Annotated in this window: 25 protein-coding genes; 12 read left to right on the forward strand and 13 right to left on the reverse strand. The window is 32.4% G+C overall.

The features are described from left to right. The first annotated feature begins 107 nt into the window (after positions 1-107). From AC23L6_RS05250 to hemN, 4 genes are all read left to right on the forward strand, one after another. Positions 108-2,261 carry a DUF349 domain-containing protein gene (locus AC23L6_RS05250; protein ID WP_487561074.1) on the forward strand — a complete coding sequence of 718 codons (2,154 nt, stop codon included), beginning with the start codon at positions 108-110 and terminating at the stop codon, positions 2,259-2,261. 140 nt (positions 2,262-2,401) lie between these two features. Beyond that, positions 2,402-2,752: a hypothetical protein gene (locus AC23L6_RS05255; protein ID WP_487561073.1), complete on the forward strand. Its 351-nt coding sequence runs from the start codon at positions 2,402-2,404 to the stop codon at positions 2,750-2,752. A 104-nt stretch (positions 2,753-2,856) separates the two neighbouring features. Continuing rightward, positions 2,857-3,333: a hypothetical protein gene (locus tag AC23L6_RS05260; RefSeq protein ID WP_487561072.1), complete on the forward strand. Its 477-nt coding sequence runs from the start codon at positions 2,857-2,859 to the stop codon at positions 3,331-3,333. Positions 3,334-3,452: 119 nt separating this feature from the next. Beyond that, positions 3,453-4,817, forward strand: a complete 1,365-nt coding sequence (hemN, locus tag AC23L6_RS05265) for an oxygen-independent coproporphyrinogen III oxidase (protein ID WP_487561071.1) — start codon at positions 3,453-3,455, stop codon at positions 4,815-4,817. Between the two features lies 1 nt (position 4,818). Here hemN and AC23L6_RS05270 read toward each other — a convergent pair whose 3' ends face one another. The 8 genes from AC23L6_RS05270 to AC23L6_RS05305 all read right to left on the reverse strand — a co-directional run bounded on the left by AC23L6_RS05270 (position 4,819) and on the right by AC23L6_RS05305 (position 13,492). Next, a complete protein-coding gene (locus tag AC23L6_RS05270) occupies positions 4,819-5,520 on the reverse strand; it encodes a sulfite exporter TauE/SafE family protein (RefSeq protein ID WP_487561070.1) in 702 nt (233 codons plus the stop codon). Positions 5,521-5,589: 69 nt separating this feature from the next. Continuing rightward, a complete protein-coding gene (locus AC23L6_RS05275; RefSeq protein ID WP_487561242.1) occupies positions 5,590-6,039 on the reverse strand; it encodes a FixH family protein in 450 nt (149 codons plus the stop codon). A gap of 32 nt (positions 6,040-6,071) precedes the next feature. Further along, on the reverse strand, positions 6,072-7,490 hold the full coding sequence (ccoG, locus tag AC23L6_RS05280; RefSeq protein ID WP_487561069.1) for a cytochrome c oxidase accessory protein CcoG: 1,419 nt from the start codon (positions 7,488-7,490) through the stop codon (positions 6,072-6,074). A 5-nt stretch (positions 7,491-7,495) separates the two neighbouring features. After that, positions 7,496-8,434, reverse strand: a complete 939-nt coding sequence (locus AC23L6_RS05285) for a cbb3-type cytochrome c oxidase N-terminal domain-containing protein (RefSeq protein WP_487561067.1) — start codon at positions 8,432-8,434, stop codon at positions 7,496-7,498. 18 nt (positions 8,435-8,452) lie between these two features. Further along, complete coding sequence (locus tag AC23L6_RS05290) at positions 8,453-8,632, reverse strand: CcoQ/FixQ family Cbb3-type cytochrome c oxidase assembly chaperone (RefSeq protein ID WP_487561066.1); 180 nt, start codon at positions 8,630-8,632, stop codon at positions 8,453-8,455. A gap of 7 nt (positions 8,633-8,639) precedes the next feature. Next, on the reverse strand, positions 8,640-10,826 hold the full coding sequence (gene ccoN, locus AC23L6_RS05295; protein WP_487561065.1) for a cytochrome-c oxidase, cbb3-type subunit I: 2,187 nt from the start codon (positions 10,824-10,826) through the stop codon (positions 8,640-8,642). Between the two features lie 2 nt (positions 10,827-10,828). After that, positions 10,829-11,020 (reverse strand): cbb3-type cytochrome oxidase assembly protein CcoS, encoded by a 192-nt coding sequence (gene ccoS, locus AC23L6_RS05300; RefSeq protein ID WP_487561064.1) that lies wholly within the window; start codon positions 11,018-11,020, stop codon positions 10,829-10,831. A gap of 93 nt (positions 11,021-11,113) precedes the next feature. Further along, positions 11,114-13,492 (reverse strand): heavy metal translocating P-type ATPase, encoded by a 2,379-nt coding sequence (locus tag AC23L6_RS05305; RefSeq protein WP_487561063.1) that lies wholly within the window; start codon positions 13,490-13,492, stop codon positions 11,114-11,116. Between the two features lie 108 nt (positions 13,493-13,600). Here AC23L6_RS05305 and AC23L6_RS05310 point away from each other — a divergent pair, with 108 nt between their 5' ends. Then, positions 13,601-14,278 (forward strand): Crp/Fnr family transcriptional regulator, encoded by a 678-nt coding sequence (locus AC23L6_RS05310; protein ID WP_487561062.1) that lies wholly within the window; start codon positions 13,601-13,603, stop codon positions 14,276-14,278. A 141-nt stretch (positions 14,279-14,419) separates the two neighbouring features. Here AC23L6_RS05310 and mazG read toward each other — a convergent pair whose 3' ends face one another. The 4 genes from mazG to ruvX all read right to left on the reverse strand — a co-directional run bounded on the left by mazG (position 14,420) and on the right by ruvX (position 17,154). Next, entirely contained in the window at positions 14,420-15,193 is a 774-nt protein-coding gene (gene mazG / locus AC23L6_RS05315; RefSeq protein ID WP_487561061.1) for a nucleoside triphosphate pyrophosphohydrolase, read from the reverse strand. A gap of 313 nt (positions 15,194-15,506) precedes the next feature. Further along, positions 15,507-15,929 (reverse strand): DUF5606 family protein, encoded by a 423-nt coding sequence (locus AC23L6_RS05320; RefSeq protein WP_487561059.1) that lies wholly within the window; start codon positions 15,927-15,929, stop codon positions 15,507-15,509. A 75-nt stretch (positions 15,930-16,004) separates the two neighbouring features. Next, positions 16,005-16,592, reverse strand: coding sequence for a peptide deformylase (gene def, locus AC23L6_RS05325; RefSeq protein ID WP_487561058.1), 588 nt, complete (start codon positions 16,590-16,592; stop codon positions 16,005-16,007). Between the two features lie 145 nt (positions 16,593-16,737). Further along, positions 16,738-17,154, reverse strand: coding sequence for a Holliday junction resolvase RuvX (ruvX, locus tag AC23L6_RS05330; protein ID WP_487561057.1), 417 nt, complete (start codon positions 17,152-17,154; stop codon positions 16,738-16,740). 193 nt (positions 17,155-17,347) lie between these two features. On the opposite strand from ruvX, the gene AC23L6_RS05335 reads away from it, so the two are divergent. From AC23L6_RS05335 to AC23L6_RS05355, 5 genes are all read left to right on the forward strand, one after another. Beyond that, positions 17,348-17,734, forward strand: coding sequence for a hypothetical protein (locus tag AC23L6_RS05335; protein WP_487561056.1), 387 nt, complete (start codon positions 17,348-17,350; stop codon positions 17,732-17,734). Positions 17,735-17,894: 160 nt separating this feature from the next. Beyond that, positions 17,895-18,713, forward strand: coding sequence for a 2,3,4,5-tetrahydropyridine-2,6-dicarboxylate N-succinyltransferase (locus tag AC23L6_RS05340; protein ID WP_487561055.1), 819 nt, complete (start codon positions 17,895-17,897; stop codon positions 18,711-18,713). A gap of 41 nt (positions 18,714-18,754) precedes the next feature. Continuing rightward, positions 18,755-19,822 carry a glycosyltransferase family 9 protein gene (locus AC23L6_RS05345; protein ID WP_487561054.1) on the forward strand — a complete coding sequence of 356 codons (1,068 nt, stop codon included), beginning with the start codon at positions 18,755-18,757 and terminating at the stop codon, positions 19,820-19,822. A 3-nt stretch (positions 19,823-19,825) separates the two neighbouring features. Further along, positions 19,826-20,911: a CDP-glycerol glycerophosphotransferase family protein gene (locus tag AC23L6_RS05350; protein WP_487561052.1), complete on the forward strand. Its 1,086-nt coding sequence runs from the start codon at positions 19,826-19,828 to the stop codon at positions 20,909-20,911. Positions 20,912-20,956: 45 nt separating this feature from the next. Then, the gene (locus AC23L6_RS05355) at positions 20,957-21,724 is read left to right on the forward strand and encodes a glycosyltransferase family 2 protein (RefSeq protein ID WP_487561051.1); all 768 of its coding nucleotides are present in this window, start codon (positions 20,957-20,959) and stop codon (positions 21,722-21,724) included. Positions 21,725-21,728: 4 nt separating this feature from the next. Here AC23L6_RS05355 and AC23L6_RS05360 read toward each other — a convergent pair whose 3' ends face one another. After that, positions 21,729-22,490, reverse strand: a complete 762-nt coding sequence (locus AC23L6_RS05360) for a lipopolysaccharide kinase InaA family protein (RefSeq protein ID WP_487561050.1) — start codon at positions 22,488-22,490, stop codon at positions 21,729-21,731. Between the two features lie 193 nt (positions 22,491-22,683). Between AC23L6_RS05360 and AC23L6_RS05365 the strand changes: the two genes are divergently transcribed. Then, complete coding sequence (locus AC23L6_RS05365; RefSeq protein ID WP_487561049.1) at positions 22,684-24,615, forward strand: LTA synthase family protein; 1,932 nt, start codon at positions 22,684-22,686, stop codon at positions 24,613-24,615. Positions 24,616-24,627: 12 nt separating this feature from the next. Then, the gene (locus tag AC23L6_RS05370) at positions 24,628-26,472 is read left to right on the forward strand and encodes a DUF3413 domain-containing protein (RefSeq protein WP_487561048.1); all 1,845 of its coding nucleotides are present in this window, start codon (positions 24,628-24,630) and stop codon (positions 26,470-26,472) included. Positions 26,473-26,481: the final 9 nt, after the last annotated feature.

Here is a 26,481-nt window from a genome sequence, read left to right on the forward strand (position 1 = left end):
CTATTTTCGGCATTAAATCGCTATAAATAACGCTTTTACTTTGAATTTTAAGCCACCTTTAGTATCTTTCGCCTTCAAAAAATTAGGAACCTTACACATTTTACAAAATGTTAGAAGAAAAGAATGATAACCTGCTTGATGCAGATGGAGACAAAAAAACAGCATCGGTTGACACGATTCAATCTGAAAATGAAATCACCAATCCTTCAGAGGCTATTGCTGAAAGCACATCTGAATTAGTACCAGATACTGAGGTTGAAGCCCCAATTGTAGCGGTTACTGAAGAAGTTACAGAAATCGAAGACTTGGTGGGTGAAGAAATTACCGATAACAAAACTACTACTGAAGCTACCTCTGAAACAGAAACTGAAGTTCCAACTGCAGATGATAGCCACGTTATAACACTTACACCAGAAGAATTAGCAGATGATGCACTGGTATATGAGCACGGAACGAATGATATTATCAATGCTATTGCCAATGTAAATGCTGCTGAAAGTGAAGATGAAACGGTTCGCCATGAAATTCCGTTACAAAATTATGAAGCCTTATCTATGGAATCACTTGTTGCCGAATTAGAAACTCTTGTGGCTAATGAAAAAGTGATGGCTGTAAAAGATCATGTGGAAGAAGTTAAAAAAGCTTTTTTATCGAAATACCATCATTTTATTGAAGAAAAAAAGGATGAATTCCATGCTGAAAATCCAGACTCAACTGAAGATTTTCAGTATCATTTACCCTTAAAAAACAAGTTTGATCAGTTGTACTCTCAATACAGGGAGAGAAAAAATATCCATTTTAAAAGCCTTCAATCTAATCTAAAAGCCAATCTTGACAATCGTTTGGCTATTGTTGAAGAATTAAAAAATCTTATCAATCCTCAGGAAAATATAAAAGATTCATTGAAGCATTTTAATGATTTGAGAGAACGCTGGAAAAATGCGGGACCAATTCCAAAAGATAAGTACAACCATGTGTGGAATAATTATCATTTTCATGTAGAAAATTTCTATGATTATTTGCATTTAGACAGAGAATCCAGAGATATTGATTTCAAACACAATTTAGAACAAAAACAAAAAATTATCACTCGTGTTGAAGAGTTGGTTCATGAAGCAGATATCAATAAGGCTTTCAGAGAACTACAAGATTTACACCGAATTTGGAAAGAAGATATTGGACCTGTTTCTAGAGAGTACAGAGAAGAAATTTGGAATAAATTCAGTGATTTAACCAAACAAATGCATGATAAAAGAGAACTTCTTTTCGAAAAATTGAGAGGAACAGAACTTGAAAATCTTGCCACAAAAAAAGAAATTATTGCTAAAATTAAAGCTTTAGCGGAAGAGAAAGTAACTACACATGCCGCTTGGTTGGTACAAGTTGAAAAAGTTGAAGCGCTACGCAACGAGTTTTTTTTAGCTGGAAAAGTACCTAGTGATGTAAATGAAGCAACTTGGGCTAGTTTTAAAAATGCGGTGAGAAGCTTTAATGTTTTGAAAAATTCTTTTTACAAAGACATTAAGAAAGACCAAAATGATAATTTGAGCAAAAAACAAGCTTTGGTAGCAAAGGCTAAAGAATTACAAGAAAGTACCGATTTCGCCACCACTACTCCTATCATGAAGAAAATTCAAGAAGAATGGAAAGAAATTGGTCATGTTCCTAGAAAATATTCTGATAAATTATGGGCTGAGTTTAGAGGAGCTTGCAATAGTTATTTTGAAAAAGTAAAAGAACAAAAATCAGAGGAAAATGCAGAAGAAGTTGCTGCTTTTGAAAAAAAGAAAGACTATCTAGAATCTCTTAAAACATTCGAAATGACTGGCAATCACAAAACCGATTTGGATGCCATAAAACTACATATCGAAAATTGGAAAAGTTTTGGAAAAGTGCCTTTCCCAAGAAGACATATTGAAGGAAAATTCAATAAAATTTTAGATGCTTTGTTTGAAAAACTAAGTTTGAGTAAGAAAGATTCCGAAATGATGCGATTCTCAAACAAAATAGATCAGCTATCAGAAAGTAACGATACTCGAAAGTTAGAAAGTGAAAAAATATTCTTGATACGCAAAATTGATGAAATTCAGAATGAAATCTTCCAATTGGAGAACAACATTCAATTCTTCACCAATACTAAAAATGCAAAAAAAGAAAATTCAATTGTATTAGAAGTTCGCAAAAACATAGCCATCCACAAAGAAAACCTTGAAGTATGGAAGGAAAAATTGAAACAATTGAGAAATCTAAAGCTAGAATAATTTTTAAAACAAGCAAAAAACAGAAACCTCGAATTATAGTTCGAGGTTTTTTTATTGGTTTAACTTGAATAACTCTAATTTTAACTTTGATTTAGTATATTAGGTTAGTTAATAGTTTCCAAACGTGCTAAATTTGCAGAGTGAATCAAATTAAAAAAATAGCACTTTTTATAGTAGTTTGGCAGTTACTTTTGGTGACTTTCAATGCTAATGAGGTTAATGTTGTTAAAACTAAAAAACAACATACAGACTCATTTTATGATGCTAGTAAAATGTATTCATCGGCATTTATTCAGCCACATTCCAATCCTACTTTTATTTCAAATAATAAAGTCAATGATTACACGAGTATTGGCAAGTATCTTGACTATTTTCCTAATTTAATTCCAAGATTTAGAACCTTAAATCAATCTAAATATTACGCAAACCAAGACATTAATCGATGTGAAATGGTTTCTCTCCTACTTTTTCCCTTCCATTATTTTTGGTGATTTAAAACATTCATTTTTAGATTTTAGAAGATCGTCTTCTAAATTGAATTGAAACTGTATTAGTTTCGATTCACAATTTTATTGAATATATAAAACTTAAAAAAATGGATACATCTGTCACTATAATAGGCATAATCATTATAATCATCATTGGAATTCCTCTGTATTTTGTATTCCGCTCAAATACTGTAAACAGAAAAAAAATTAACCAACTCTTTCATCAATACAATCAAAACAATCGCTATAACTTTAGTCAACATGAAATCCAAAATAAAAAGGTAATAGCAATTGATGAAATTACTAAAGGATTACTCTTAATTGATTTAAACGATGAAATAGAAAATGTTTTGTTTGTTGATTTAAAAAAAGTAGCTTCTTGTAAATTGGTTACTACTGATTCAGATAACAAGAAAACAATTTCAAAAATTGAATTTGAATTTCAAATGAAAAATTCAAATGAAAGCAAACGATTTGCTTTTTACAGAATTGAAAAAGACCAAATTGGACAAGTTTGTTTATATGAAGACCATCAATTAGCAATAAAATGGGAAACCATTATTCAAAATTGTATTAGGAGATAATATGACTATAAAAGCGATTCGATGGAGTCGCTTTTTTTATAAATACTATCAAGTATGATAATTATCATTTTAATTATTACTTAGTCAAGTTACTTTTGATTATCGTAATTAGTTTCATCATGAAAACATCACTTATTCAAAAGTACAATGTCCCAGGACCAAGGTATACGAGTTATCCAACAGTACCCTATTGGGACGATATGAGTTTTACCAATCAAAAATGGATTGATTCTGTAAAAAAATCGTTTGAAGAAAGTAATGATAAAGAAGGGATTAGTCTTTATATTCATCTTCCTTTTTGCGAAAGTTTATGCACTTTTTGTGGTTGCAATAAACGCATCACTAAGAATCACAATGTGGAACATCAGTATATTGATGCGCTATTAAAAGAATGGAAACTCTATTGTGAATTACTTGACAAGAAACCTACAATTAAAGAAATACATTTAGGAGGTGGAACTCCAACTTTTTTTTCGACCAAAAATTTAGAAGATTTAATCAATGGAATCTTAACTATTTCAAATTTAGCAAAAGAGTATGAATTCAGTTTTGAAGGACATCCCAACAATACAACGAGACAACATTTGCAAAAATTATATGATTTAGGTTTTCGCAGAGTGAGTTTTGGCGTTCAAGATTACTCCGAAAAAGTACAGAAAGCCATTCATAGAGAACAACCTTTTCACAATGTTGCCAAAGTCACTTTTTGGGCAAAGGAAATAGGATATACTTCAATTGGTCATGACATTATTTTTGGGTTACCCTTTCAAGAAATTGACGATGTGATTGATACCATAGAAAAAACCAAATCACTCGAACCCGATAGACTGGCCTTTTACAGCTATGCACACGTTCCTTGGATTAAAGGAAATGGGCAACGCGGCTTTAAAGATGAAGATGTTCCGAAAGACGATATAAAAAGAAGATTGTATGAAGTGGGTAAAGAATTGTTGTATGAAAATGAATATCATGAAATAGGAATGGATCATTTTGCCTTAAAAACCGACAGTCTTTATAAAGCATTCAAAAACAAAACCTTGCATCGGAATTTTATGGGATATAGCTCATCGAAAACGCAATTAATGATTGGTCTTGGAGTTTCGTCAATAAGTGACAGCTGGTATGGTTTTGCTCAAAACGTAAAAAATTTAGAGGATTATTATCAAATATTGGAATGGGGAAAACTGCCACTACTAAGAGGTCATATATTAACCGAAGAAGACTTAAAAATTAGAAAACACATTCTAAATTTAATGTGTCAATTTGAAACTTCCTGGGAAGAAAAATCGGATTATTTCAATGAGATTCCAGAAATCATCATTCAATTGAAGGAAATGGAGAACGATGGATTACTAATCATTTTGAAAAATGGAATACAAATTACTGATAAAGGCAAAGCCTTCGTTCGCAATATTTGTATGGCATTTGATTTACGTCTGAAACGAAAAGCACCCGAAACAGAGCTCTTTTCGATGACAGTTTAGGTTAATGACAATTGGGCTGTTGTTGAACAAACAAACTCACTGTATTAGGCGAAATATAGGGAATTCCGAGTCCTAATCCTCTTAGAATGAATAGTATTCCGATACATACTGCAACATAAGGAATTACTTTTTGGATTTTATTTCGGAAAGGAAGTGTCAAAAAAGAATTCAAGTAAACTACACTACTCATCATTGGGATGGTTCCTAAACCAAAAAGAAACATGTAAAAAACTCCCATGCTTGGGCTTTGCATAGCAATCGCTCCAAACAAGGCAACATATACCATTCCGCAAGGGAGAAAACCATTCAATAATCCAATAGTAAATAACGATTGGTAGCTTTTATTTTTAAACTGACTTCCTAAAGACGTTTTAATTTTTGAAATGACTCTAAAAATTGGTTTTGAAAAATTATAATTTATAAAGAATCGCTCTGGAACTAAAACAATGGTTATCATTGCTGCTCCTAAAAATATCGACAATTCTTGTTGTATGCCTGCAATAGAAAATCCTTTACCAAGTAATCCAAAGAGAAAACCTATGGTGCCATAAGCGGATAATCTACCTAAATGATAGGTTAAAATTTGTAGCGTTTTTTTAGCTTGATTCGTTCTATCGACTGGAAGCATCATGGCAATTGGTCCACACATTCCTATGCAGTGTAAACTACTTATTAAGCCAAAGATGAAAGCCGTGTATAACATCTGAAGTTTGAGGTTAGAAGTTGGAGTTAATTGGACTCATTTCTGTTATAGATTTTAAATAAATGAAACTTATTTACAATATATTACTTCCTTTGTTAAATACGATTTTCCATCGTATTGCCATTCCATATTAATGTCCCATCGACCGCCTACCAAACTTGTTTTAGGTATGAGCAAAGTTGAACTAGATAATGAAATTGGAACTTCAAAATCTAGTTTTTTGTTAGACGGTCTGTAGAGGGACACTTTTCCTTTTATCTTTTTGGAATCAAACGCTTTAGGAAAACCAATTGTTACTCCATCTGCATTTGAAACTATCGTTGGTTTCTGCGCTAAATCGTGTGCATTTTGTACACGTATCATTTCATCTCCAAAATGGGCATCGTGCTTGTAGTATTCATCAACAACCAACTCATTATCATATTTACTGTTGGATTGTACTTTAAAAACAAAGTACAAGATGAAAGTCATAAACAATCCAAATGCCATTATTATAGCTGTTCCCCAATTTATCTTTATTTGCATTTTCTATTAGTTTTTATGATTTATTACTAATCAAAACTTCTTGGACTTAAAAAATTAGTAGTTGTAGTCTCAATTTTTTTAGTGCCATTATATACATCTATTTTTATCTTCGTTCTATCGTGTTCCAACAAATACTGGTGTATTTGAACGAATAATGTTCCACTACTCATTCCTTGTTTTTTGACCTTGAATTTTTGTTTTCCAACAACATTTATAACGCCTTTAATTCCGTTTAACTTAAAATGTATATCTTCTAAATCCGTATTTGTTTTATTAATAATTTTAAAAGTAAAAATATTGCTTATGTCATCACCTTTATGCTCATACAATTGTCCAGGCAATCTAAATATTGTGGTTTCTACCTCGGTTCTTAAAAACAATAATCCTAACAGAAGCCCAACTAAAATAACCAATACAGCTGTATAGCCTTTCATTCTAGTGGTAAACCTAAATTTAGCTTTTTTCTCGATTTCATCTTCAGAAGCATATCGAATCAAACCTTTTGGTAAGCCCACACTCTTCATCATAGTATCGCACTCATCAATACAAGCTGTACAGTTTACGCATTCCAATTGCGTTCCGTTGCGAATGTCTATTCCCGTTGGACAAACATGAACACATTGAAAACAATCAATACAATCTCCTTTACCTGATGCTGCTCTATCCTCTTGTTTGTTGAATTTTGCTCTACCTAATTCTTTTTCACCTCGAACAAAGTCATAAGCAACATTAATGGATTTATTGTCTAAAAGAACTCCCTGCAATCTTCCGTAAGGACAGGCAATAATGCACACTTGCTCCCGAAACCAAACAAAAACAAAGTAAAAAACTCCCGTGAAAATCAATAAAGAAATTAAGGTGCTTAGATGATTCCCCGGCCCCTCTTCAATCATTTTAAATAACTCATCACTGCTAATTAAATAGGCCAAAAAGACGTTAGCAATGAAAAAAGAAATGACCAAAAACAAAAACCACTTTATCCCTTTTTTTCTAATCTTTTCGGCATTCCATTCTTGTTTAGACAATCTAATTTGTGCACCACGATCACCTTCAATCCAGTATTCAATTCTTCGGAAAACCATTTCAAGAAAAATAGTTTGCGGACAAATCCATCCACAAAAAATACGTCCGAAAATGACTGTAAAAAGGATGACGAAAACAACGCCAACAATCATAAAAAGAACGAACAAATAAAAATCCTGAGGCCAAAACGGAAATCCGAAAATATTGAATCGTCTTTCTAAAACATTGAACATCATAAATTGATTCCCATCAATTTTAATGAACGGATTTGCAATTAAAACGATTAGTAAAAAGTAGCTGACCCACTTTCTGTATTCATAAAACTTCCCTGATGGTTTTTTAGGAAAAATAAATTTTCTATTCCCTTTTTCATCAATCGTGGCAATGGTATCTCTAAAAGCTTCGTCAGGTAATTTTGACATTGTTTTTATTTTTTAACTTGAGTACTATCAGTAGTAGTTGCTGCTGTTGCGTCGGCTTTAGGAGCATTAGGGTCTACCCAAATTTCACCATCTGGTGCTTTTGCATCTTTAGGATTGCTTCCTTGCAATGACAATACATAACTAGCTACTTTCTGAATTTCTTTTGGTTTAAGAGTTGCTTTCCAAGCAATCATTCCTTTACCATCACGACCACCATTGGTTATGGTGTGAAAAACATTTTTAATTCCTCCACCCAAAATCCAATGATTATCTGTCAAGTTTGGTCCTATGTTTCCTCCCCCATCAGCTCTGTGACAAGCTACGCAGTTGGTAGTGAAAATTGCTTTTCCTTCAGACAATGCAGCAGCATCAGTAAGTAAGGTCACCGATTTTTCATCCATCAAATCGGGAGCTGTTTTCATGTATTCTGCAACATCAATTTTGGCTTGAGCCATTTCTTTTTTGAGTTCCATTTCCTGATTGTCACCTCCCATGATTTCAAATCGTACCAAATAAACTGCTGAAAATACAATACAACCGTAAAACAGATACACCCACCAAGGTGGTAAGGTATTGTCTAATTCTTTGATTCCATCATAGTCATGATCTAACAATAACTGACCTTCATTTTCAATAGGTTGTGTTCTAGTTAAGGCTTTCAAAAGATTTTTATACCATTCACTTTCCTTAAAGCTAATGTTCTTAGCGGCATCAACTTTTGCTTTTTGCTCGTCTGACAACAAACTATAGGTAATGGTATCAACGGCATTCACTGTAATTTCAATGGCTATTAAAAGAAACAGTAATACAAATAAAAATACAGAAACCATTGGAAATTTAATAAAAGCGGGGCGATCTCCAGAGTCGATGAAGTATTCCATTGCGCCAAAGACAGCAAAGAAAATAACAAGAACTCTTAAATATGCTGGGATTATTTTTTTCATTTTTTACTATTTTAAAAGTTATACTTTTTGATTATCATCTAATGGAATCTGACTTAATTCTATAATTTTCTCTTTTTTATAGGAAAAAACCCAAATGCCAAGCACAATGAAAAAAATAAAGAAAATTAACAACGATAGTATTGGATAGATTGCCACTCCAGCAATGGTTTCCATATTGTGTTTTATTTGTTCAAACATGGTACTTTTATTTAGAATTATCTTTCACTTTTATATCTGTTCCAAGCCTTTGTATGTAGGCTATCATGGCAACGATTTCTCTTTCATTCATTGGCACAAATTTTTCACCTTTTGCCTCCGCTTTCTTTTTACTTTCCTCATAACTTTTTACAAAGTCTGGGTCATTTTTAAGATTCTCTTCTATTTTTGTAGCTTGAGCTCTTAAATTGGCTTGAGCATTTGCGATATCTGTATCTGTATACGGTACACCTAATGTTTGCATCGCTTTCATTTTCTTTTCTGTTAAAGAAATATTTAAAGGTTCATTATCGAACAACCATTTATAACTTGGCATTATAGAGCCTGCTGAAATACTTTGTGGGCTCCAAAAGTGGTTAAAATGCCAATTATCGTTGTACTTACCTCCTTCTCTCAATAAGTCTGGACCAGTACGTTTAGAACCCCAAAGAAATGGGTGATCATAAACAAATTCTCCTGCTTTAGATTGCGGTCCATAACGTTCTACTTCACTTCTAAATGGACGAACTGATTGAGAGTGACAACCCACGCAACCTTCACGAATGTACAAATCACGTCCTTCTAATTCTAAAGGAGAATAGGGCTTTACAGATGCAATTGTTGGAATATTCGATTTCACCATGATGGTTGGGACTATTTGGATAATTCCTCCAATCAAAATGGCAACTGTAGCAAGAATAGTCAATTGAATTGGTTTTCTTTCCAACCAAGAGTGGTATTTTTCACCTTTGATTCGTTTTGCACTAATCACTTGCAATTCGACAGCTTCTGCTAACTCGTCTTCAACACTAGCATTAGCTCTAACTGTTTGAATAATATTATAAACTAATACCAACATTCCTACTAAGTACATTGTTCCTCCGATGGCTCTCATCCAATACATTGGCATAATTTGAGTCACGGTTTCTAAGAAGTTACCGTAGGTTAACGTGCCGTCAGGATTGAATTGTTTCCACATTGAAGCTTGTGTAAATCCAGCAACATACATTGGTAGCGCATATAGTATGATTCCCAAAGTTCCTATCCAGAAGTGAAAATTTGCCAATTTAGTTGAGAATAATTTCCCTTTTGTCATTCTTGGTATCAACCAGTAAATCATACCAAAAGCCATGAAACCATTCCAAGCTAAAGCTCCTACGTGAACGTGTGCAATAATCCAATCGGTATAATGCGCTATGGCATTGACGTTTTTAAGAGACAACATCGGTCCTTCAAAAGTCGCCATACCATAACCTGTAATAGCCACCACAAAGAATTTCAAAACAGGTTCTTCACGCACTTTATCCCAAACACCCCTCAAGGTTAATAATCCGTTGATCATACCTCCCCAAGATGGAGCAATCAACATAATTGAAAAAACAACACCTAAGTTTTGTGCCCAGTTAGGCAAAGCAGAATACAATAAATGATGCGGTCCTGCCCAGATATAAATAAAAATTAAAGACCAAAAATGCACAATCGATAATCTATAAGAGTACACAGGTCTATTGGCCGCTTTAGGAACAAAATAATACATCAATCCTAAAAACGGTGTTGTCAAGAAAAAAGCAACAGCATTGTGTCCGTACCACCATTGCACTAATGCATCTTGTACACCTGCATAAACAGAATAACTTTTTAAGGCAGAAACTGGTAACTCTAAACTATTAAAAATATGTAATACTGCAACGGTCACAAAAGTGGCTAAGTAAAACCAGATAGCAACATACAAATGACGCTCTCTTCTTTTTAAAATGGTACCAATCATATTTATACCGAATACCACCCATATCAAAGCAATAGCAATATCTATAGGCCATTCTAATTCGGCATATTCTTTTGAAGTACTAAAACCCAACGGAAGTGAAACAGCAGCTGCAACAATAATTAATTGCCAACCCCAAAAGTGGACATTACTTAAAAAATCACTAAACATTCTCGCCTTTAATAAACGTTGTAGTGAATAATAAATTCCTGCAAACATGGCATTTCCTACAAAGGCAAAAATAACTGCATTAGTATGTAAAGGTCTCAATCGTCCGAAACTTAGCCACGAAATTCCTTCGGTAAGATTAGGAAAAAGAAACAGAAAGGCTAAAATGAGCCCTACTAACATTCCTACTACACCAAAAAGAATAGTGGCATAGATAAATTTCTTTACAATTTTGTTGTCATAATAAAATTGTTGCATTTCCATAATTAAATTTGTTTTTCTTCTGTTGTTTTTACTGATTTTGAATCGTTAATTTTGAGTTCATCGTCAAAAAGCATTCTGACCGATGGTGTATAATCGTCGTCATATTGACCCGTTTTTACTGCTCGTATAAAAGCAACAAAAAAACCAATGGCAACCACTATACTAATGGAGATTAATAAATAAATGACACTCATACCTTAAATTTGTGTTAACAAAGTTATTGCTGCTCATTTTCATAAAATATGATAATTATCATACTTGGCATTTTGTTTCAAAAAAGAACACTATTATTTTGATGTCCTTGAATAAATATTACTCATTATTGTGACAAAACTTACAATGGTTATGGTACTCAACGGCATGATTATAGCCGCTACAATTGGCAATAAATTTCCTGAAATCGCATAGCTCAATCCCACAACATTATACAGTAAGGAAAGTCCAAAACTCATGTAAATTGTTTTCATGGCATTTTTTGAAAATTTCATAAAAAAAGCAATTTTTTGAAATTGAGTAGCATCCAAAATACCATCGCAAGCTGGTGAAAACACATTGACATTTTCCGAAATTGCGATTCCGATATTGCTTTGTGCTAATGCTCCCGCATCGTTCAATCCGTCACCCACCATCATTACATTTTTGCCTTGCTTTTGAAGTTCTTCGATATAGGTTAATTTTTCTTCAGGCTTTTGATTGAAAACTAATGTGGTGGTTTTGGGTAGCATTTTTTCTAATATTTTTCGCTCTCCATCATTGTCTCCTGACAAAACAACCAAATCATATCTTTTTGATAACGTATCAAACAATGTCTCTAAACCTTCTCTATATTGATTATTGAAAATATAACTCCCTTTGTAAACTCCATCAATTTCAACATGAACTTTGGTCTTCTTATGCGTATTCTCACTCATGTGTTGTAAAAATTGAGAAGAACCCAATTTTACTCTTCCTTCGGCGAACGAAGCTGTAATTCCTTTTCCAGTGATTTCTTCAAAATGCTGTGGTTCTATTTTATCTTGATTGGGAATGTATTCATACAATCGCCTACTCAGCGGATGATTGGAACCTCTCAACGTATTTTTTACTAATTTTAAATCTAAATCATTCAACTCAAGACCTTCATAGGTTATAGCGGTTTTCTTATTGGAAGTAATGGTGCCTGTCTTATCAAATACTATAGTGTCTACTTCTGCCAATTGCTCAATCACAGTAGCATTTTTGAGATAGAATTTTCTATTGCCCATGATTCGCAATACGTTACCCAAAGTAAAGGGTGCGGTTAATGCTAGTGCGCAAGGGCAAGCTACAATGAGAATCGCTGTAAAAACATTAAAAGCAGTATCGACACTAATGAAAATCCAATACAGAAAAGACACTACCGCTAAACCCAATAAAGCGGGTGTAAAATAACGACTAATGGTATCGGTAATCGTTTTGTGTTTGATATCCACTTTTTTCTGAAAAATAGCATTACTCCACAATTGTGTCAAATAACTCTGTGAAACTGAAAGCAGTACTTCCATTTCAATCACATTTCCGAGTTGTTTGCCACCTGCATACAATTTATCACCCGATTTTTTTTCTATGGCTACCGCTTCTCCAGTAACAAAACTGTAATCCAGAGCCGCTTTTTCTGAAATCAATATTCCGTCAACTGGAATTAATTCTTGATTTCTAATGAGCAACCTATCTCCTTTTTGAATATCATACACTTGCACAGGAATTTCTGTTCCATCGGCTAAAATCTTTGTAACTGCAATAGGAAAATAGGATTTGTAATCTCTTTCAAAAGACAGAAAGCTATAGGTTTTTTGTTGGAATAGTTTTCCTAATAACATAAAGAAAATCAATCCACACATGCTGTCAAAAAATCCCTGCCCATAATCAAATACAATATCAACGGTACTTCTCACAAACATGACGACAATTCCTAAAGCAATGGGAATTTCGATATTGAGCATTTTGGCTTTAATACTTTTCCAAGCTGCCACATAATAGCCACTCGCCGAATACAAAAATGAAGGCAATGACAAAGCAAAAATTAACCATCTGAAAAAGCCTCTGTAGTTATCGAGCCAATATTCTTTAACTTCGAAATACTCCGGAAAAGAAAGCAGCATGATGTTTCCAAAACAGAAAAAGGCAACACCCAATTTATAAATCAAACTTCGGTCTGTTTTTGCTTTAGCTGTTTCATAATTCTCTAAACTAATGTAGGGTTCATATCCTATAGAACTTAATAAATGTACAATAGTTTTTAGCGTTACAATTTCGGGATTAAACGTAATTCTAACTTTTTTTTCAGGAAAATTGACTTGTGAAGTACTTATTCCTTTTTGAAGACGCTGTAAATTTTCCAAAATCCAAATGCACGAACTGCAATGAATATGAGGAATGCTGAGTGAAACAATAGCGGTTGTATTCTCTTGGAACTCCAAAAGTTTTGAAACAATGCTTTCATTATCTAAAAAATCATATTTACCATTACTCTCTTGAGGGGTTGCCCCAGGTGATTTTTCGAAATCATAATAGCAGGTCATATCGTTGAGACTAAAAATTTCGTATACGGTTTTACAACCGTTGCAACAAAATTTCTTATCGTCAAAAATAATTATCTCTGTTTTTACAATACCTAAACCACAATGGAAACAGTGTTGTGTATCCATAAACTTTGCTCATTTTACCTTTTGCAAAGGTTGGGAATAGATTAAATGAAAAAAATGATATTTATCATATAAATGTATAACTTTGTAAATACTAAAATCATCTTGAACATGAGCAAATGTGAACAATGTATTGTAAGGGAATTAAGCTCGCTAAAAGCACTCAATAAAGAAGAATTAATTCAACTTGCTGATTGTAAAACCTCACAAACTATAAAAAAAGGAGAAATCATTTTTGAGGAAGGAGATACAATAAATGGTATTTATTGTGTGAAAGATGGTATCTGCAAATTGACCAAACTGAGTCAAAATGGAAAAGACCACATTGTCAAACTCGTAAAAAAAGGCGAATTACTAGGACAACGTTCTATGATAAGTGAAGAAACGGTAAACCTTAGTGCTGTAGCCATAGAAGACATGGAAGTTTGTTTTATACCCAAAGCAGAAGTTATGGGATTCTTCAATAAAAACAATCAGTTTTCTATGAATGTCATGAGAACAATATGTGGCGATTTGAAAGAATCTGACGACCATATTGTATCGATGGCACAAAAAAGCGTCAAGGAGCGACTAGCAGAAACTTTACTATATCTTGAAGAAACTTTTGGTAAAAATGAAGATGGCTCACTGGTTGTTCAACTCTCGAGAGAAGAATTATCAGGAATGATAGGAACCGCTACAGAAAGTTGTATTCGTTTATTATCCGAATTCAATAAATTGGGTTTAATAGAATTGGTTGGTAAAAAGATTATATTGAAAGATATTAATAAATTAAAGAAGATATCTTAAAATGACACTATCCTAAAAAGTGTGTAAGTTAAAAATAACCCCATTCTGGTGCTCGTCTGTGACGAGTTCCTAACCTGATAGCGAGGATTTGCAATTTGTGCCTATAAACAAAGATGAGAACTAAAAATCCTGTTAATTAACTTACAACTTCTTCGCTTCATCCCAAAAAACATCCATTTCAGCCAAAGTCATATCCATTAAAGGTTTTCCTAGTTCGTGGGATTTACTTTCTAAATATTGAAATCGCTTGATGAATTTTTTGTTGGTTCGCTCTAATGCATCTTCTGGGTTTACATTCAAAAATCGAGCGTAGTTAATCATCGAAAACAATACATCTCCAAACTCGGCTTCAATTTTATCCTGATTTCCAGTTTTAACCTCAACTTGCAATTCTTCTAATTCTTCTTGCACTTTGTCCCAAACTTGGTGCGGTTCTTCCCAGTCAAACCCTACTCCTTTTACTTTGTCTTGAATTCTACTGGCTTTGACCAATGATGGTAAGCTTTTTGGCACACCTTCTAAAACGGATTTTTTGCCTTCTTTTAATTTTAATTTTTCCCAATTTTGCTTTACTTCTTCCTCATCTTTTACAACCACATCACTATAAATATGAGGATGACGATGAATGAGTTTTTCACAAATTTCGTTACAAACATCAGCAATATCAAAATCGTTGGTTTCGCTTCCTATTTTAGCATAAAAAACAATATGCAATAACAAATCTCCTAATTCTTTCTTTACTTCGTTAAGGTTATTATCAAGAATTGCATCGCCCAATTCATAGGTTTCTTCAATGGTTAGATGTCTCAAACTTTGAAGTGTTTGTTTTTTATCCCAAGGGCACTTCTCACGCAAATCGTCCATAATATTCAGAAGTCTCTCGAAAGCCTGTAATTGAAGTTGTCTGGAATTCATGGGTATCGTTTTTTTGTAAAAATAAGAAATCCTGTCAGTTAATAAAAGTGACAGGATTAAAAAAGTGAGGATTGTCCGCTTGGCGAACTAATGTGTTGAAAATGGCACACTGATAAAGCGGATTAAACGAATTTTACAGATAATTTAATTTACTTTCAACATAAATTTCTTAAATACTTTTTCTCCTATTCATCTTGTAATGCATTTCCTTTTGGTATCTAAAAAATTTGCCACAAATTACACTGATTAGCACGAATTAATTTGTGAAAATTAGTGTAATTTGTGGCAAAAATAACTTTCTATCCTTAGTGAATTATTCTGCTGCTGGAGCTTCTTCTTTAGTCTGAGGAGCCTCTTTAGAAACCAAGCCTTTTGCCTGAAGCATGTTGTACCAATTGATTACTTTTTTAATATCAGATGCATACACTCTATCTTCATCATAGTCTGGTAGTATTTCTTTGAAATAAGCAATCAAAGTTGCGTTATCTTCTTTATGAGAAATTGCTGGTCCATTGTCTTCTTTTATGGCAATAGCGCGCATTACTTCTGCTAAGGGTTTTTCTGCCGAATTCGTGTACATCGAAATTTCTGATAACAAACTCACATTACTTCTCAATCCTACAGTAATTTTTTTTCCATCTAGTAAAGATTCAGCAACAAATCCGGTTCTAGTTTGAATTTTTAAGGCGTATAATCCTGGTTTCCCTGAAATAGATAGTATTTTTTCTAAATTCATTTTATAAATTGTTTATGTTTTGTGTTTTTTGATATATGATTGCTGCGAACTGAATACTACAAACGTAACTCTTCCTTATCTTCCTTTTTTGGCTACAAACTTCATTTTATAATCTGGTCGTGCTTTACCTTCCATGATGTTTTGAAGTTTCTTTTTAATGAGTTGTTTTTTTAGTGACGAAATTAAATCGGTAAACAGAATTCCTTCGATATGATCGTATTCATGTTGGATTACTCTTGCCACGAGTCCGTCAAAAACTTCTGTTTTTTTATTAAAATTTTCATCACAGTATTCGATAGTAATTTTTTCGTGTCTGTACACATCTTCACGCACCTCGGGAATACTCAAACAGCCTTCATTAAAGCCCCATTCTTCACCTTCTTCTTTTATCATTTTGGCATTGATAAAAGTTCTTTTAAAATTTTTCAGATGGCTTTGTTCTTCATTAGATAAATCAGTATCCTCTCCGAATGGAGCAGTATCTATAACAAACAAACGAATTGCTAATCCAACTTGTGGTGCGGCAAGCCCTACCCCATAAGCATTGTACATGGTTTCATACATGTCAGCAATTATTTCTTTTAAATTTGGATAGTCTGGAGTAATTGTTTCTCCTATTTTTCTTAAAACAGGATCTCCATAACCTACAATGGGTAGAATCATTTTTACAGAATTAAGATTTGGTTCTTATACTATTCGTTGGGATGCAAAAGTAGTGAAAAATAAATACGGGATAATTCACTTTTGAAATAATTAGTAAATATTTAATATTTTAAAATTGTGCTAAAATGAAATCGCTCATTCGCAATTATATCATTTTTCTGGTTAGGTAATCTTGTAATAAAATTGTCGCTGCTATCTCATCAATTAATGCTTTGTTTTGACGTTGCTTCTTTTTTAAACCTCCATCAATCATGGACTGAAACGCCATTTTTGAAGTAAATCGTTCGTCCACCCGTATCACTTTCATTTCAGGAAATGCAGCTGAAAACTGGTTAACAAAAGCGTCTATAATTTCAGCACTTTGTGAGGGTTCTCCATTCATTTGTTTGGGTTCACCAATCAATACTTTTGATACGCTTTCTTTACTGAAATAGTTTTTTAGAAATGAAAGTACGGTATCCGAAGGAATTGTGGTCAATCCAGATGCTATAATTTGCAATTCATCGGTAACAGCAATTCCAGTTCGTTTTAGTCCATAATCAATAGCGAGAATTCTTGGCATTTTTTATTGAATTAGTCAACAAATATAATCATAAAGAGCCACTTTGATTTTATTTTATGTCATCTCAAAATAACAATAACTGCGAAAACCATTATTCTTGTAGGTAAAAACTTTCTATAATTCACTTTTTTAATAAAATAAATACTACATAAATAAAAAAGTTCGATATTGCATCCCCTAATTGATTCAAATAATGCTAATTAAAAAGCTGATTTATTGTTTTATCCTATTTGCTTCGCTAAGTAGTACTGCTCAAAATAGAGTATACACTTACAGTCAAATTCAAACTCGAAATGATGACCAAGAATGGATCGTCACTGAAAATGTTTGTGGACAATCGGTTAGTTTTACTTGCGATGAAATCAATTTAAAGGTTGACAAAAATTACCATTTGAGTATCTTATCCAAAACCGACTTGCCTGATAACGGGATAATTTATCTTTGTAAAGACGAGGAAACTAATCCTGTAACTGTAATGCTAATCGATGATGATCGAATGTATTTCTACTGCAAAAACAAAAGGTATCTCATTAATTTTGATGACTCAAAAACAGTAAGTTTTTTATCAGAATCTGAATAAACAGACCAAATTCCTATATTTTAGAACTACAGCTTCCTATATTTTCATAAAAAACATTCTTTATTCTCTTCTTTCAACAAAATAAATAATTCTTTAATACCTATTGATTTTTGGTTTCATTTAAAAAAAATGCTTTTATATTTGCTGAAAATCAAACAACATGAAACAACTACAAACCATTATAGAACAAGCATGGGAAAACCGTGCCTTATTGCAAGAAGAAACTACAATTTCTGCTATTAAAGACGTTATAAATTTACTTGATTCTGGTGTTTTACGGGTAGCTGAGCCAAAAGACGATGAAACTTGGCAAGTCAATGAATGGGTGAAAAAAGCGGTAGTGCTTTATTTCCCTATCCAAAAAATGGAGACATTTGAAGTAGGTATTTTTGAATATCACGATAAAATTCCTTTGAAACGCGGTTATGCTGAAAAAGGAATTCGAGTAGTACCTCATGCCGTTGCAAGACATGGTGCTTATCTTTCTAAAGGCGTTATTCTTATGCCAAGCTATGTCAATATTGGCGCTTATGTTGATGAAGGAACTATGGTCGATACATGGGCTACAGTGGGAAGTTGTGCCCAGATAGGTAAAGACGTACATCTAAGTGGTGGTGTGGGTATTGGTGGTGTTTTGGAACCCCTACAAGCTGCACCAGTAATTATTGAAGATGGAGCATTTATTGGCTCACGATGTATTGTTGTTGAAGGTGTTCATGTGGGAAAAGAGGCTGTTCTTGGTGCAAATGTTTGTTTAACAGCATCTACCAAAATTATAGACGTTACTGGTGAAACTCCTATTGAAAGAAAAGGTTTTGTGCCAGCTCGTTCTGTAGTAATTCCCGGAAGTTATACTAAAAAATTTGCCGCTGGAGAATTTCAAGTACCATGTGCTTTAATTATTGGAACTAGAAAACCATCAACTGATTTAAAAACTTCATTGAACAATGCTTTGAGAGAATACGATGTGGCTGTTTAGCCCAAAATAGTTAAATTCGTATATTCGATAAAAAGCTCTACATGAAAATATTGGTTATTCAGCAGAAAATGATTGGAGATGTGCTCATAAGTAGCATCATTTGCAACAACTTGCGTATGGCCTATCCAGATTCTCAAATAGATTATCTTATTTATCCGTTTACAAAACCAGCAGTCGAAAACAATCCTAACATAGATACTGTTATCCTTTTTGACGATAGTATAAGAAAGAGTAAAATTGCCTTTTTGAAATTTATTATTCGTATTCGAAAATCAAAATACGATATTGTAATTGATGCCTATTCTAAAATTGAAAGTAAGCTCATCACTTTATTTTCAGGAGCTCCAAAAAGAATTGGCTATAAACAAAAAGATTATTTTAATGCCTATAACATCAAAGTAGACCATAGCGACAAACCTAAAACTATTGCGGGTTTAGCCATTGAAAGAAGAGAAAATTTATTTAAGGACTTAATGAACAATACATCCATTGATAATTATCCTAAAATATTCTTGACCGATAAAGAAAAAAATGAGGCTCTTTCACTTTTAAACAAACATACTATTGATGTCGAAAAGGATACTCTTATCATGCTAAGTGTTTTGGGTAGTGAAGAAAATAAAACCTATCCCATTCCCTATTTGGTAGAGCTAATCGATACCATTGCCAATCAACCTAATGTAAAACTGCTATTTAACTACATTCCAAAACAATTGGATGAAATACAAAAAATTTACAACCTATGTTCTGATGAAACAAAAAGTAAAATTTACTTGGATATAATTGGTTCCGATTTACGTTCTTTCATGGGAATAATGTATTATTGTAAGCTAATTATTGGGAATGATGGTGGTGCTGTAAATATAGCCAAAGCATTGAAGAAGCCTAGTTTTACCATTTTTTCACCTTGGATTCAAAAGGAAAGTTGGAGTATATTTGAAGACGGTACATTTCATAAAGCAGTACATGTCAATGATTATTTCCCAGAGATAATAAGTTCTCATACACGAAAAGAATTGAAAAAGAACTATCAAGACTATTACAAAATTTTGAAACCTTCAGTTATAAACAATGAACTTAAAAATTTTCTAAAAAATCATATAAAGTAATTTATGTATAAGTTTTTAATTTATATCTCACATCCTTACAGCATTCCGATAGGAAAACCTCTTGAAAAAGAAATTCAAAAAAGAGGCTACCAAGTATATTGGTTTTCAGAACTTGAGTATACTAAATCATACTTTGAGAAAGGAACACCTCTATTACAATCAGTTAAGGAAGTTTTAGATTATGAACCACATATTGTTTTAACAGCAACAGATAGTGTTGCCGACTTTTTTCCAGGTATCAAAGTACAGATTTTTCATGGTTTTTCGGCCAATAAAAGGCCGTTGATGGACGATCATTTTAAAATTAGAGGCTTCTTTGATTTATACACAACACAAGGCCCATCAACAACAGAAACGTTTCAATATCAAGCAAAAAAATATGGTTTCTTTGAAGTTGTAGAAACTGGATGGTCAAAAGTCGACCCATTATTTCCCATAACAGAAAAAAAAGAGACTGAAAAACCTATAATTCTTATTTCATCAACATTTACAACACGATTAAGTTTGGCAAAAAACGATGCTGTTTTTGAAGAAATCAAACGGTTATCAAAAACAGGCAATTATCAGTTTTTGTGTGTTTTACACCCAAAACTTGAAGTAGAAATTAAAGAAAAATTTAAGGCTTTAAACAACGAAAATTTTAGCTATCACGATACTACAGATTTGATTCCACTTTTCAAGAAAGCGGATATTATGTTTTCGGATACCACTTCTGCTATCATTGAATTTCTCTTGCAAGAAAAACCAGTGGTTACCTTCAGAAACAATAAACCCGATAGTCATTTAATTGATATTTCTGAGGTTGCTGAAATCGGACCTGCTTTAAAGTATGCTTTATCAAAACCAAACGAAACTATGGTTGCGATAAAAAAATTCATCTTGCAAACACATCCCTATTTTGATGGAAAATCAAGTGGAAGAGTTATTGATGCAACTATTCATTTTCTCAATAAAGATAAGTCGCATTTAAAATCCAAGCCATGGAATTTGATTCGGAAATGGAAAATGAGAAAACTTTTAAATTATTTTACCCTCAAAAGTTTCAATACACCCATAACAATCAAAGAGTATCAACTAGAAAAAAAATAGCAGTATAATTTTAATCCTTTATATTTGCAAAATAGTGCCTAATTAATGAAATACAATCACAACACCAATCTTTCCGTAATTATTATCACTTTGAACGAAGAGGAGCACATGAAAGCTCTTTTAAGTGATTTAGATTTTGCTGATGAGATACTAGTTGTGGATTCATTTAGTACTGATAACACAGAGGCTATTTCAAAATCTTTTAAAAATGTTCGCTTTGTTCAGAATAAATTTGAAAATTTCACTTCACAAAGGAATTTTGCCATATCGCTTGTAAAAAATGATTGGATACTGTTTCTCGATGCCGATGAGCGACTTTCAGAAAAATTGAAAATTGAAATACTCGAAACATTAAAAAATAACGAGACTTACACTGCATTTATGTTTTATAGAACATTCATGTTCAAGAACAAAGTTCTACATTTTAGTGGTTGGCAAACAGACAAAATCTTTAGACTTTTTCATAAAAATTTTGCCACCTACACCTCAGAAAGACTTGTTCATGAGAAACTTAAAGTAGAAGGAGAAGTTGGAATTCTAAAAAATAAACTCATCCATTATTCCTACTCTGATTATGAGTCCTATAAAGCTAAAATGACTAATTATGGGAAATTTAAGGCTCAGGAAAAATTTATAAAAAAATTGAAACCTTCTTTATTTCTCAAAACCTTTCATCCTATATATAACTTTTTATACAACTATGTGGTTCGTTTGGGATTTCTTGATGGAAAAAAAGGTATTATTATTTGTTATCTAAATGCCTATAGTGTCTATGTCAGATATCTTGAATTGAATACTCTTTGGGAAAAGTAAAGTACTATCTCCAGAATAAAAATTTCTTTTTTAGCCTCTTTTTCTTGAAGAATTTTTCTTGAAATTCATCGGTATACTGCCACATTTTTTCAAAAACTTCTGATTCAGATTTATGACAAAGTTTTGCATATTCGTTGCTCATCACTGCAATCATTTCCTTTTTTGGAGTCAATCTCGAAAGATTTTTCATTCGCATATCAAAATCTATTTTTTGATAAAAATTCATTCTATTCAAATCCACTAAAAAAAACTGATACTTGCCGTTATCCTCTTTTTTTATCAGGGTATTTCCCGGCGAATGATCTAGGAATTCAATACCGTTCTCATGTAAACTAAATGAAAATTGAATGAATTGTCTCAATATATTTTCGTGATCAGGATACTCTGGATTTTCAACCAACTCTCTAAAAGTTAAATCACTCTCGAGATGTTCACTTATATAATAACTTTTAGTCAAACCAATAAAAGAGAAATTTTCAACAAAAGCAATGGGTAATGGTGTACCAATTCCATATTTCAACAATCGATTTGCGTATTCGTAAGAACGTCTAGCTTTGGATTTCCTAAAAAATTTATATGCAATTTTATTATAAAAACTAGGAACTTTAAACGATTTAATATTTATGGTTTTGCCTTCTACCTGAAAAAGTTTGATAGTATTTCGCTTTCCATTCCCAAAAAGAACTCCAGTAGTAGTAAAATTTTCAATACAGTTGGTCAAACTAAGTTCGTATTTCTGAAATTGGGAATGAATAGTTACGTTCATTAGGTGGTATATATAGTTGGCAAAAGTAAGTATTGCTTTTTATTTTTCCAATTTAAGCTTTAGATTTAATTTCTTTTCAAAAAAATAGGAGATGCTTTTACTACCAAAAATCATAGTATTTACTTCCATAATTTTTTAAGATTTTGAAAGTTTAATGTAATATATTTGCATCTATTTTGAAACTAATTTCCTAATGCACACTCATCTCAGGTTAAACGAATACAAGATATTGGTTTACAGGTTATTATTAGCCTATTTTTTTTATTTTATAACTCGTATTCTCTTCTACATTTACAACATTGATTTGTTGAAAGTAGCCTCTTTTTCCGATTTACTTTCATTGTGTTATTACGGATTAGCATTTGATACCACCGCGATATTATATGTCAATCTGCTTTTTATTTTATTTAGCATATTCCCCTTTTTGAAGAATACAACTGCTGGCTATCAAAAATTTCTTTTTTACCTATATTTTATTCCTAATTTATTAGCCTACGCTACAAACTTCATCGATTTTATTTACTACAAATACACCTTTGCGAGAACTACAATTGTAGTTTTAAATGTACTTGAGCATGAGACAAACAAAACAACTTTGTTGTTAAGTTTTTTAATCGATTATTGGCATGTATTTCTATTATTCTTATTGCTTTCTGCATTTTGGATATATCTCTACGGAAAAGTCAAGGTTACAATTTCATTTCCAACAAAAAAAGCACATTACTTTGGTTTTTCAGTTATAGGCTTTTTTATAATTATCTTGCTAACCATAGGCGGTATTCGAGGTGGTGATTTCAAAAAATCGACAAGACCTATTAATATTTTAGACGCCAGTAGACATGTTAAAAACATTGTACATTCTGATATTGTATTGAACACTCCATTTGCAATTATTAGGACGTTGTTCACTAATAGCTTTGTTAATCCAAAATATCCAGAAGTCAATCAACAGGTTATTGCAGAAAAAGTTCAACCCATAAAGCAATACCATAATAATCCTAAAACTAAACCCAATGTTATTGTTTTTATAGTGGAGAGTTTTGGTAGAGAATATATTGGCGCCTTCAATAAAAATGCAAAAATTCCAAATTACAAAAGCCATGCTCCATTCTTAGATTCATTGTCTCAGCATAGTTTAATTTTTACAAATGCCTATGCCAATGGAAGGCAATCCATACATGGAATGTCCTCCGTATTAGCTGGAATCCCATCATTTAAAGATGCTTTTACCTCTTCCCCTTTTCCGAAACAAAAAATTGAATCTATTGTATCTACTCTTGAAAGTGAAGGCTACAACACCTCATTTTTTCATGGCGCTGCCAACGGTTCTATGGGTTTTTTAGGGTTTGGAAATATTTTGGGAATTGATAACTATTACGGTCGAACCGAATTTAATGATGATTCTCAATTTGATGGTTTTTGGGGAATTTGGGATGAACCCTTCCTTCAATTCATGAAAAAAACATTAGACACGAAAAAAACTCCATTTTTTGCTTCTGTATTTACGGTTTCCTCGCATGAACCTTACATTATTCCTGAAAAATATAAAAATAGATTTCGTGAAGGCGATGTTCCTATTCACAAATGTGCTGAATATACTGATTTTGCTTTGAAGCGATTTTTTGACGAAGCCAAAAAAGAAAGTTGGTTCTCTAATACTATTTTTGTTCTTGTAGCTGATCATGCCAATCAAACATTTTATGACGAATATAGAAAACCTATAAATCGTTATGCCGTACCTATAATCATCTATAAACCAGGTAGCAAATATGTGGGAGTTGATGATGATTTTGCACAGCAAATAGACATTTACCCAACTATACTTGACATGATTGGTTATGAAAAACCTTTTAGAAGTTGGGGACGCAGTTTGTTAGACAAAAAAACGTCTCAACCGTTTGTTATCAACTCTACTGGTACTATTTACCAATATTCAAGAGGAAATTACATTTGCACATTTGATGGGAAAAAAGTTCTTGGCTTTTATGACAAAAATGACAAAGAATTAAAAGTCAATTTAATACAAAATAGAAATTCTGAAATGAATGATTTGGAATTGAGATGCAAAGCATTTATACAAGACTACATGGAAAGAGTTGTGGATAAAAGAATGTATGCCAAATAAAATTAAAGAGGTATGAAAAAAATTGATGCATCCTTCTTGAAACAACTCTATTTAGTTTTTGTATTCAATTTATTCGTCCTATTTATTATTGCTTTACAATACATTAAATTTCTTGAAAATATTGATGGTTTTTTTCTAAAACCGTATCTAATTGTAACTGCAACAAGTCATTTTTTTTTGATAGGTGCATTACCTCTTCTACTGAGTATATTAATTTATTTTGTTACTCAATCAAAAGTTGTTACTAAGACAATTAACATAATACTTTCGGTATTTATTTTGGTTGTAGTAAAACTCGATGCTACAATTTTTGAGCAATTTCGTTATCATATTTCGCCAATAGTCATGAAATTGGTTTTTGGTAAACGCGCTTCAGATATCTTTCAATTTTCTTTTAGTAATATAGTTTTGGCATTACTTTTTGTCATTGGCTTATTTCTATTGCAATTGCTTTTCTATTTTTTGTCCAACAAAAAAGTAAATCAAGATACCAATTTAAGAGTAAAATCTACTCTACTTCTGTTTACCCTTTTTATGTTGCTCAGCAATATCATTTATGCTTGGTCAGACGCCAACTATTTTAGACCCGTAACCCAATTTAAAAATGTTTTTCCGCTATTTTACCCGTTAACGGCTGATAGTTTAATGTTGAAACTCAATTTAGTAGATGAAGAAAAAATTAGGAGAAATGAAAAAATGGCTATTGACAACGAAGCAAAAAATATTAAATATCCACTAAAATCAATAATAAGCGAAAATTCAAATTTGAATAAAAATATTCTCTACATAGTTATCGATAGCTGGCGGAACGATTATATGAGTGAACAAATTACACCAAACATTTTCAAGTTTTCTAAAAATTGTCAAGTATACCAAAACCACCTCAGCGGATCTAATATGACAACTGGAGGAATTTTTACCATTTTTTACGGAATACCAGCTACTTATTATGACACCTTTACTGGGCAACAAATCGCCCCTGTTTTAATTAATGAACTTCAAAAGCAGGATTATGAAATGCTAATTTACAGTAGCTCAAATCTTGAAAATCCACCATTTAATAGAAATGTATTTGCCAATGTGAAGAATTTAGAACTATTCACAAATGGTGAAACTCCAGCTGAAAGAGATAATGAAATTAACAAAAAATGGTTGTCACATATAGAAAAACAAGACCGTAAAAAACCTTTTTTTGGATTCCTCTTTTACGACTCGGCTCACGGATTTGATTATCCAAAAAATTATAAACTTCCATTTAAACCTTCGTTGTCAGAGGTAAATTTTCTAGATTTAACTGGTGATTATGACCCTAGATTATTAATCAATCGATATAAAAACTCGCTTCATTTTGTTGATTCTTTGGTGGGAGAAGTACTATCGAATTTAGAAAAAAAAGGAATTTTAAAAAATACAATTGTTGTCATTACCTCAGACCACGGTCAAGAATTTAATGATAGCAAGAAAGGCTATTGGCAACATGGAGGCAATTTTTCAAACTATCAAATTGGAGTTCCTATGATGCTTTTTGATGCTACAAAAACACCACAAATACATCATCAACAAACCTTGCATTATGATATTGCACCTACCATAATGAAAAACTATCTGGGTGTTAAAAATAACAGTGTAGATTACAGTTTTGGACAAGATTTATTTCAACCTAGTAAACGAGATGGCTTTATTTGTGGATACAATCAGCGGTTTGCCATCATCGAAAAAGATCAAATTATAAACATTTATCCATCAGGACTTTTTGACGCCACCGATAAAAAATTAAATGCTTTGGATGATGATAAAATCAATTATGATAGGGTTTCAAAAGAATTGAAAAACATGAATCGATTTTATAAAAAATAGATTATTAAA

The organism is Flavobacterium sp. R1_16 (assembly GCF_057652095.1).

What these genes read in the sequence shown, in the direction of transcription:
- AC23L6_RS05250 (WP_487561074.1), top strand. Translation starts at nt 108, where the DNA reads ATGTTAGAAGAAAAGAATGATAACCTGCTTGATGCAGATGGAGACAAA.
- AC23L6_RS05260 (WP_487561072.1), top strand. Translation starts at nt 2,857, where the DNA reads ATGGATACATCTGTCACTATAATAGGCATAATCATTATAATCATCATT.
- hemN (WP_487561071.1), top strand. Translation starts at nt 3,453, where the DNA reads ATGAAAACATCACTTATTCAAAAGTACAATGTCCCAGGACCAAGGTAT.
- AC23L6_RS05270 (WP_487561070.1), bottom strand. Translation starts at nt 5,520, where the DNA reads ATGTTATACACGGCTTTCATCTTTGGCTTAATAAGTAGTTTACACTGC.
- ccoG (WP_487561069.1), bottom strand. Translation starts at nt 7,490, where the DNA reads ATGTCAAAATTACCTGACGAAGCTTTTAGAGATACCATTGCCACGATT.
- AC23L6_RS05285 (WP_487561067.1), bottom strand. Translation starts at nt 8,434, where the DNA reads ATGAAAAAAATAATCCCAGCATATTTAAGAGTTCTTGTTATTTTCTTT.
- AC23L6_RS05290 (WP_487561066.1), bottom strand. Translation starts at nt 8,632, where the DNA reads ATGTTTGAACAAATAAAACACAATATGGAAACCATTGCTGGAGTGGCA.
- ccoN (WP_487561065.1), bottom strand. Translation starts at nt 10,826, where the DNA reads ATGGAAATGCAACAATTTTATTATGACAACAAAATTGTAAAGAAATTT.
- ccoS (WP_487561064.1), bottom strand. Translation starts at nt 11,020, where the DNA reads ATGAGTGTCATTTATTTATTAATCTCCATTAGTATAGTGGTTGCCATT.
- AC23L6_RS05305 (WP_487561063.1), bottom strand. Translation starts at nt 13,492, where the DNA reads ATGGATACACAACACTGTTTCCATTGTGGTTTAGGTATTGTAAAAACA.
- AC23L6_RS05310 (WP_487561062.1), top strand. Translation starts at nt 13,601, where the DNA reads ATGAGCAAATGTGAACAATGTATTGTAAGGGAATTAAGCTCGCTAAAA.
- mazG (WP_487561061.1), bottom strand. Translation starts at nt 15,193, where the DNA reads ATGAATTCCAGACAACTTCAATTACAGGCTTTCGAGAGACTTCTGAAT.
- AC23L6_RS05320 (WP_487561059.1), bottom strand. Translation starts at nt 15,929, where the DNA reads ATGAATTTAGAAAAAATACTATCTATTTCAGGGAAACCAGGATTATAC.
- def (WP_487561058.1), bottom strand. Translation starts at nt 16,592, where the DNA reads ATGATTCTACCCATTGTAGGTTATGGAGATCCTGTTTTAAGAAAAATA.
- ruvX (WP_487561057.1), bottom strand. Translation starts at nt 17,154, where the DNA reads ATGCCAAGAATTCTCGCTATTGATTATGGACTAAAACGAACTGGAATT.
- AC23L6_RS05335 (WP_487561056.1), top strand. Translation starts at nt 17,348, where the DNA reads ATGCTAATTAAAAAGCTGATTTATTGTTTTATCCTATTTGCTTCGCTA.
- AC23L6_RS05340 (WP_487561055.1), top strand. Translation starts at nt 17,895, where the DNA reads ATGAAACAACTACAAACCATTATAGAACAAGCATGGGAAAACCGTGCC.
- AC23L6_RS05345 (WP_487561054.1), top strand. Translation starts at nt 18,755, where the DNA reads ATGAAAATATTGGTTATTCAGCAGAAAATGATTGGAGATGTGCTCATA.
- AC23L6_RS05350 (WP_487561052.1), top strand. Translation starts at nt 19,826, where the DNA reads ATGTATAAGTTTTTAATTTATATCTCACATCCTTACAGCATTCCGATA.
- AC23L6_RS05355 (WP_487561051.1), top strand. Translation starts at nt 20,957, where the DNA reads ATGAAATACAATCACAACACCAATCTTTCCGTAATTATTATCACTTTG.
- AC23L6_RS05360 (WP_487561050.1), bottom strand. Translation starts at nt 22,490, where the DNA reads ATGAACGTAACTATTCATTCCCAATTTCAGAAATACGAACTTAGTTTG.
- AC23L6_RS05365 (WP_487561049.1), top strand. Translation starts at nt 22,684, where the DNA reads ATGCACACTCATCTCAGGTTAAACGAATACAAGATATTGGTTTACAGG.
- AC23L6_RS05370 (WP_487561048.1), top strand. Translation starts at nt 24,628, where the DNA reads ATGAAAAAAATTGATGCATCCTTCTTGAAACAACTCTATTTAGTTTTT.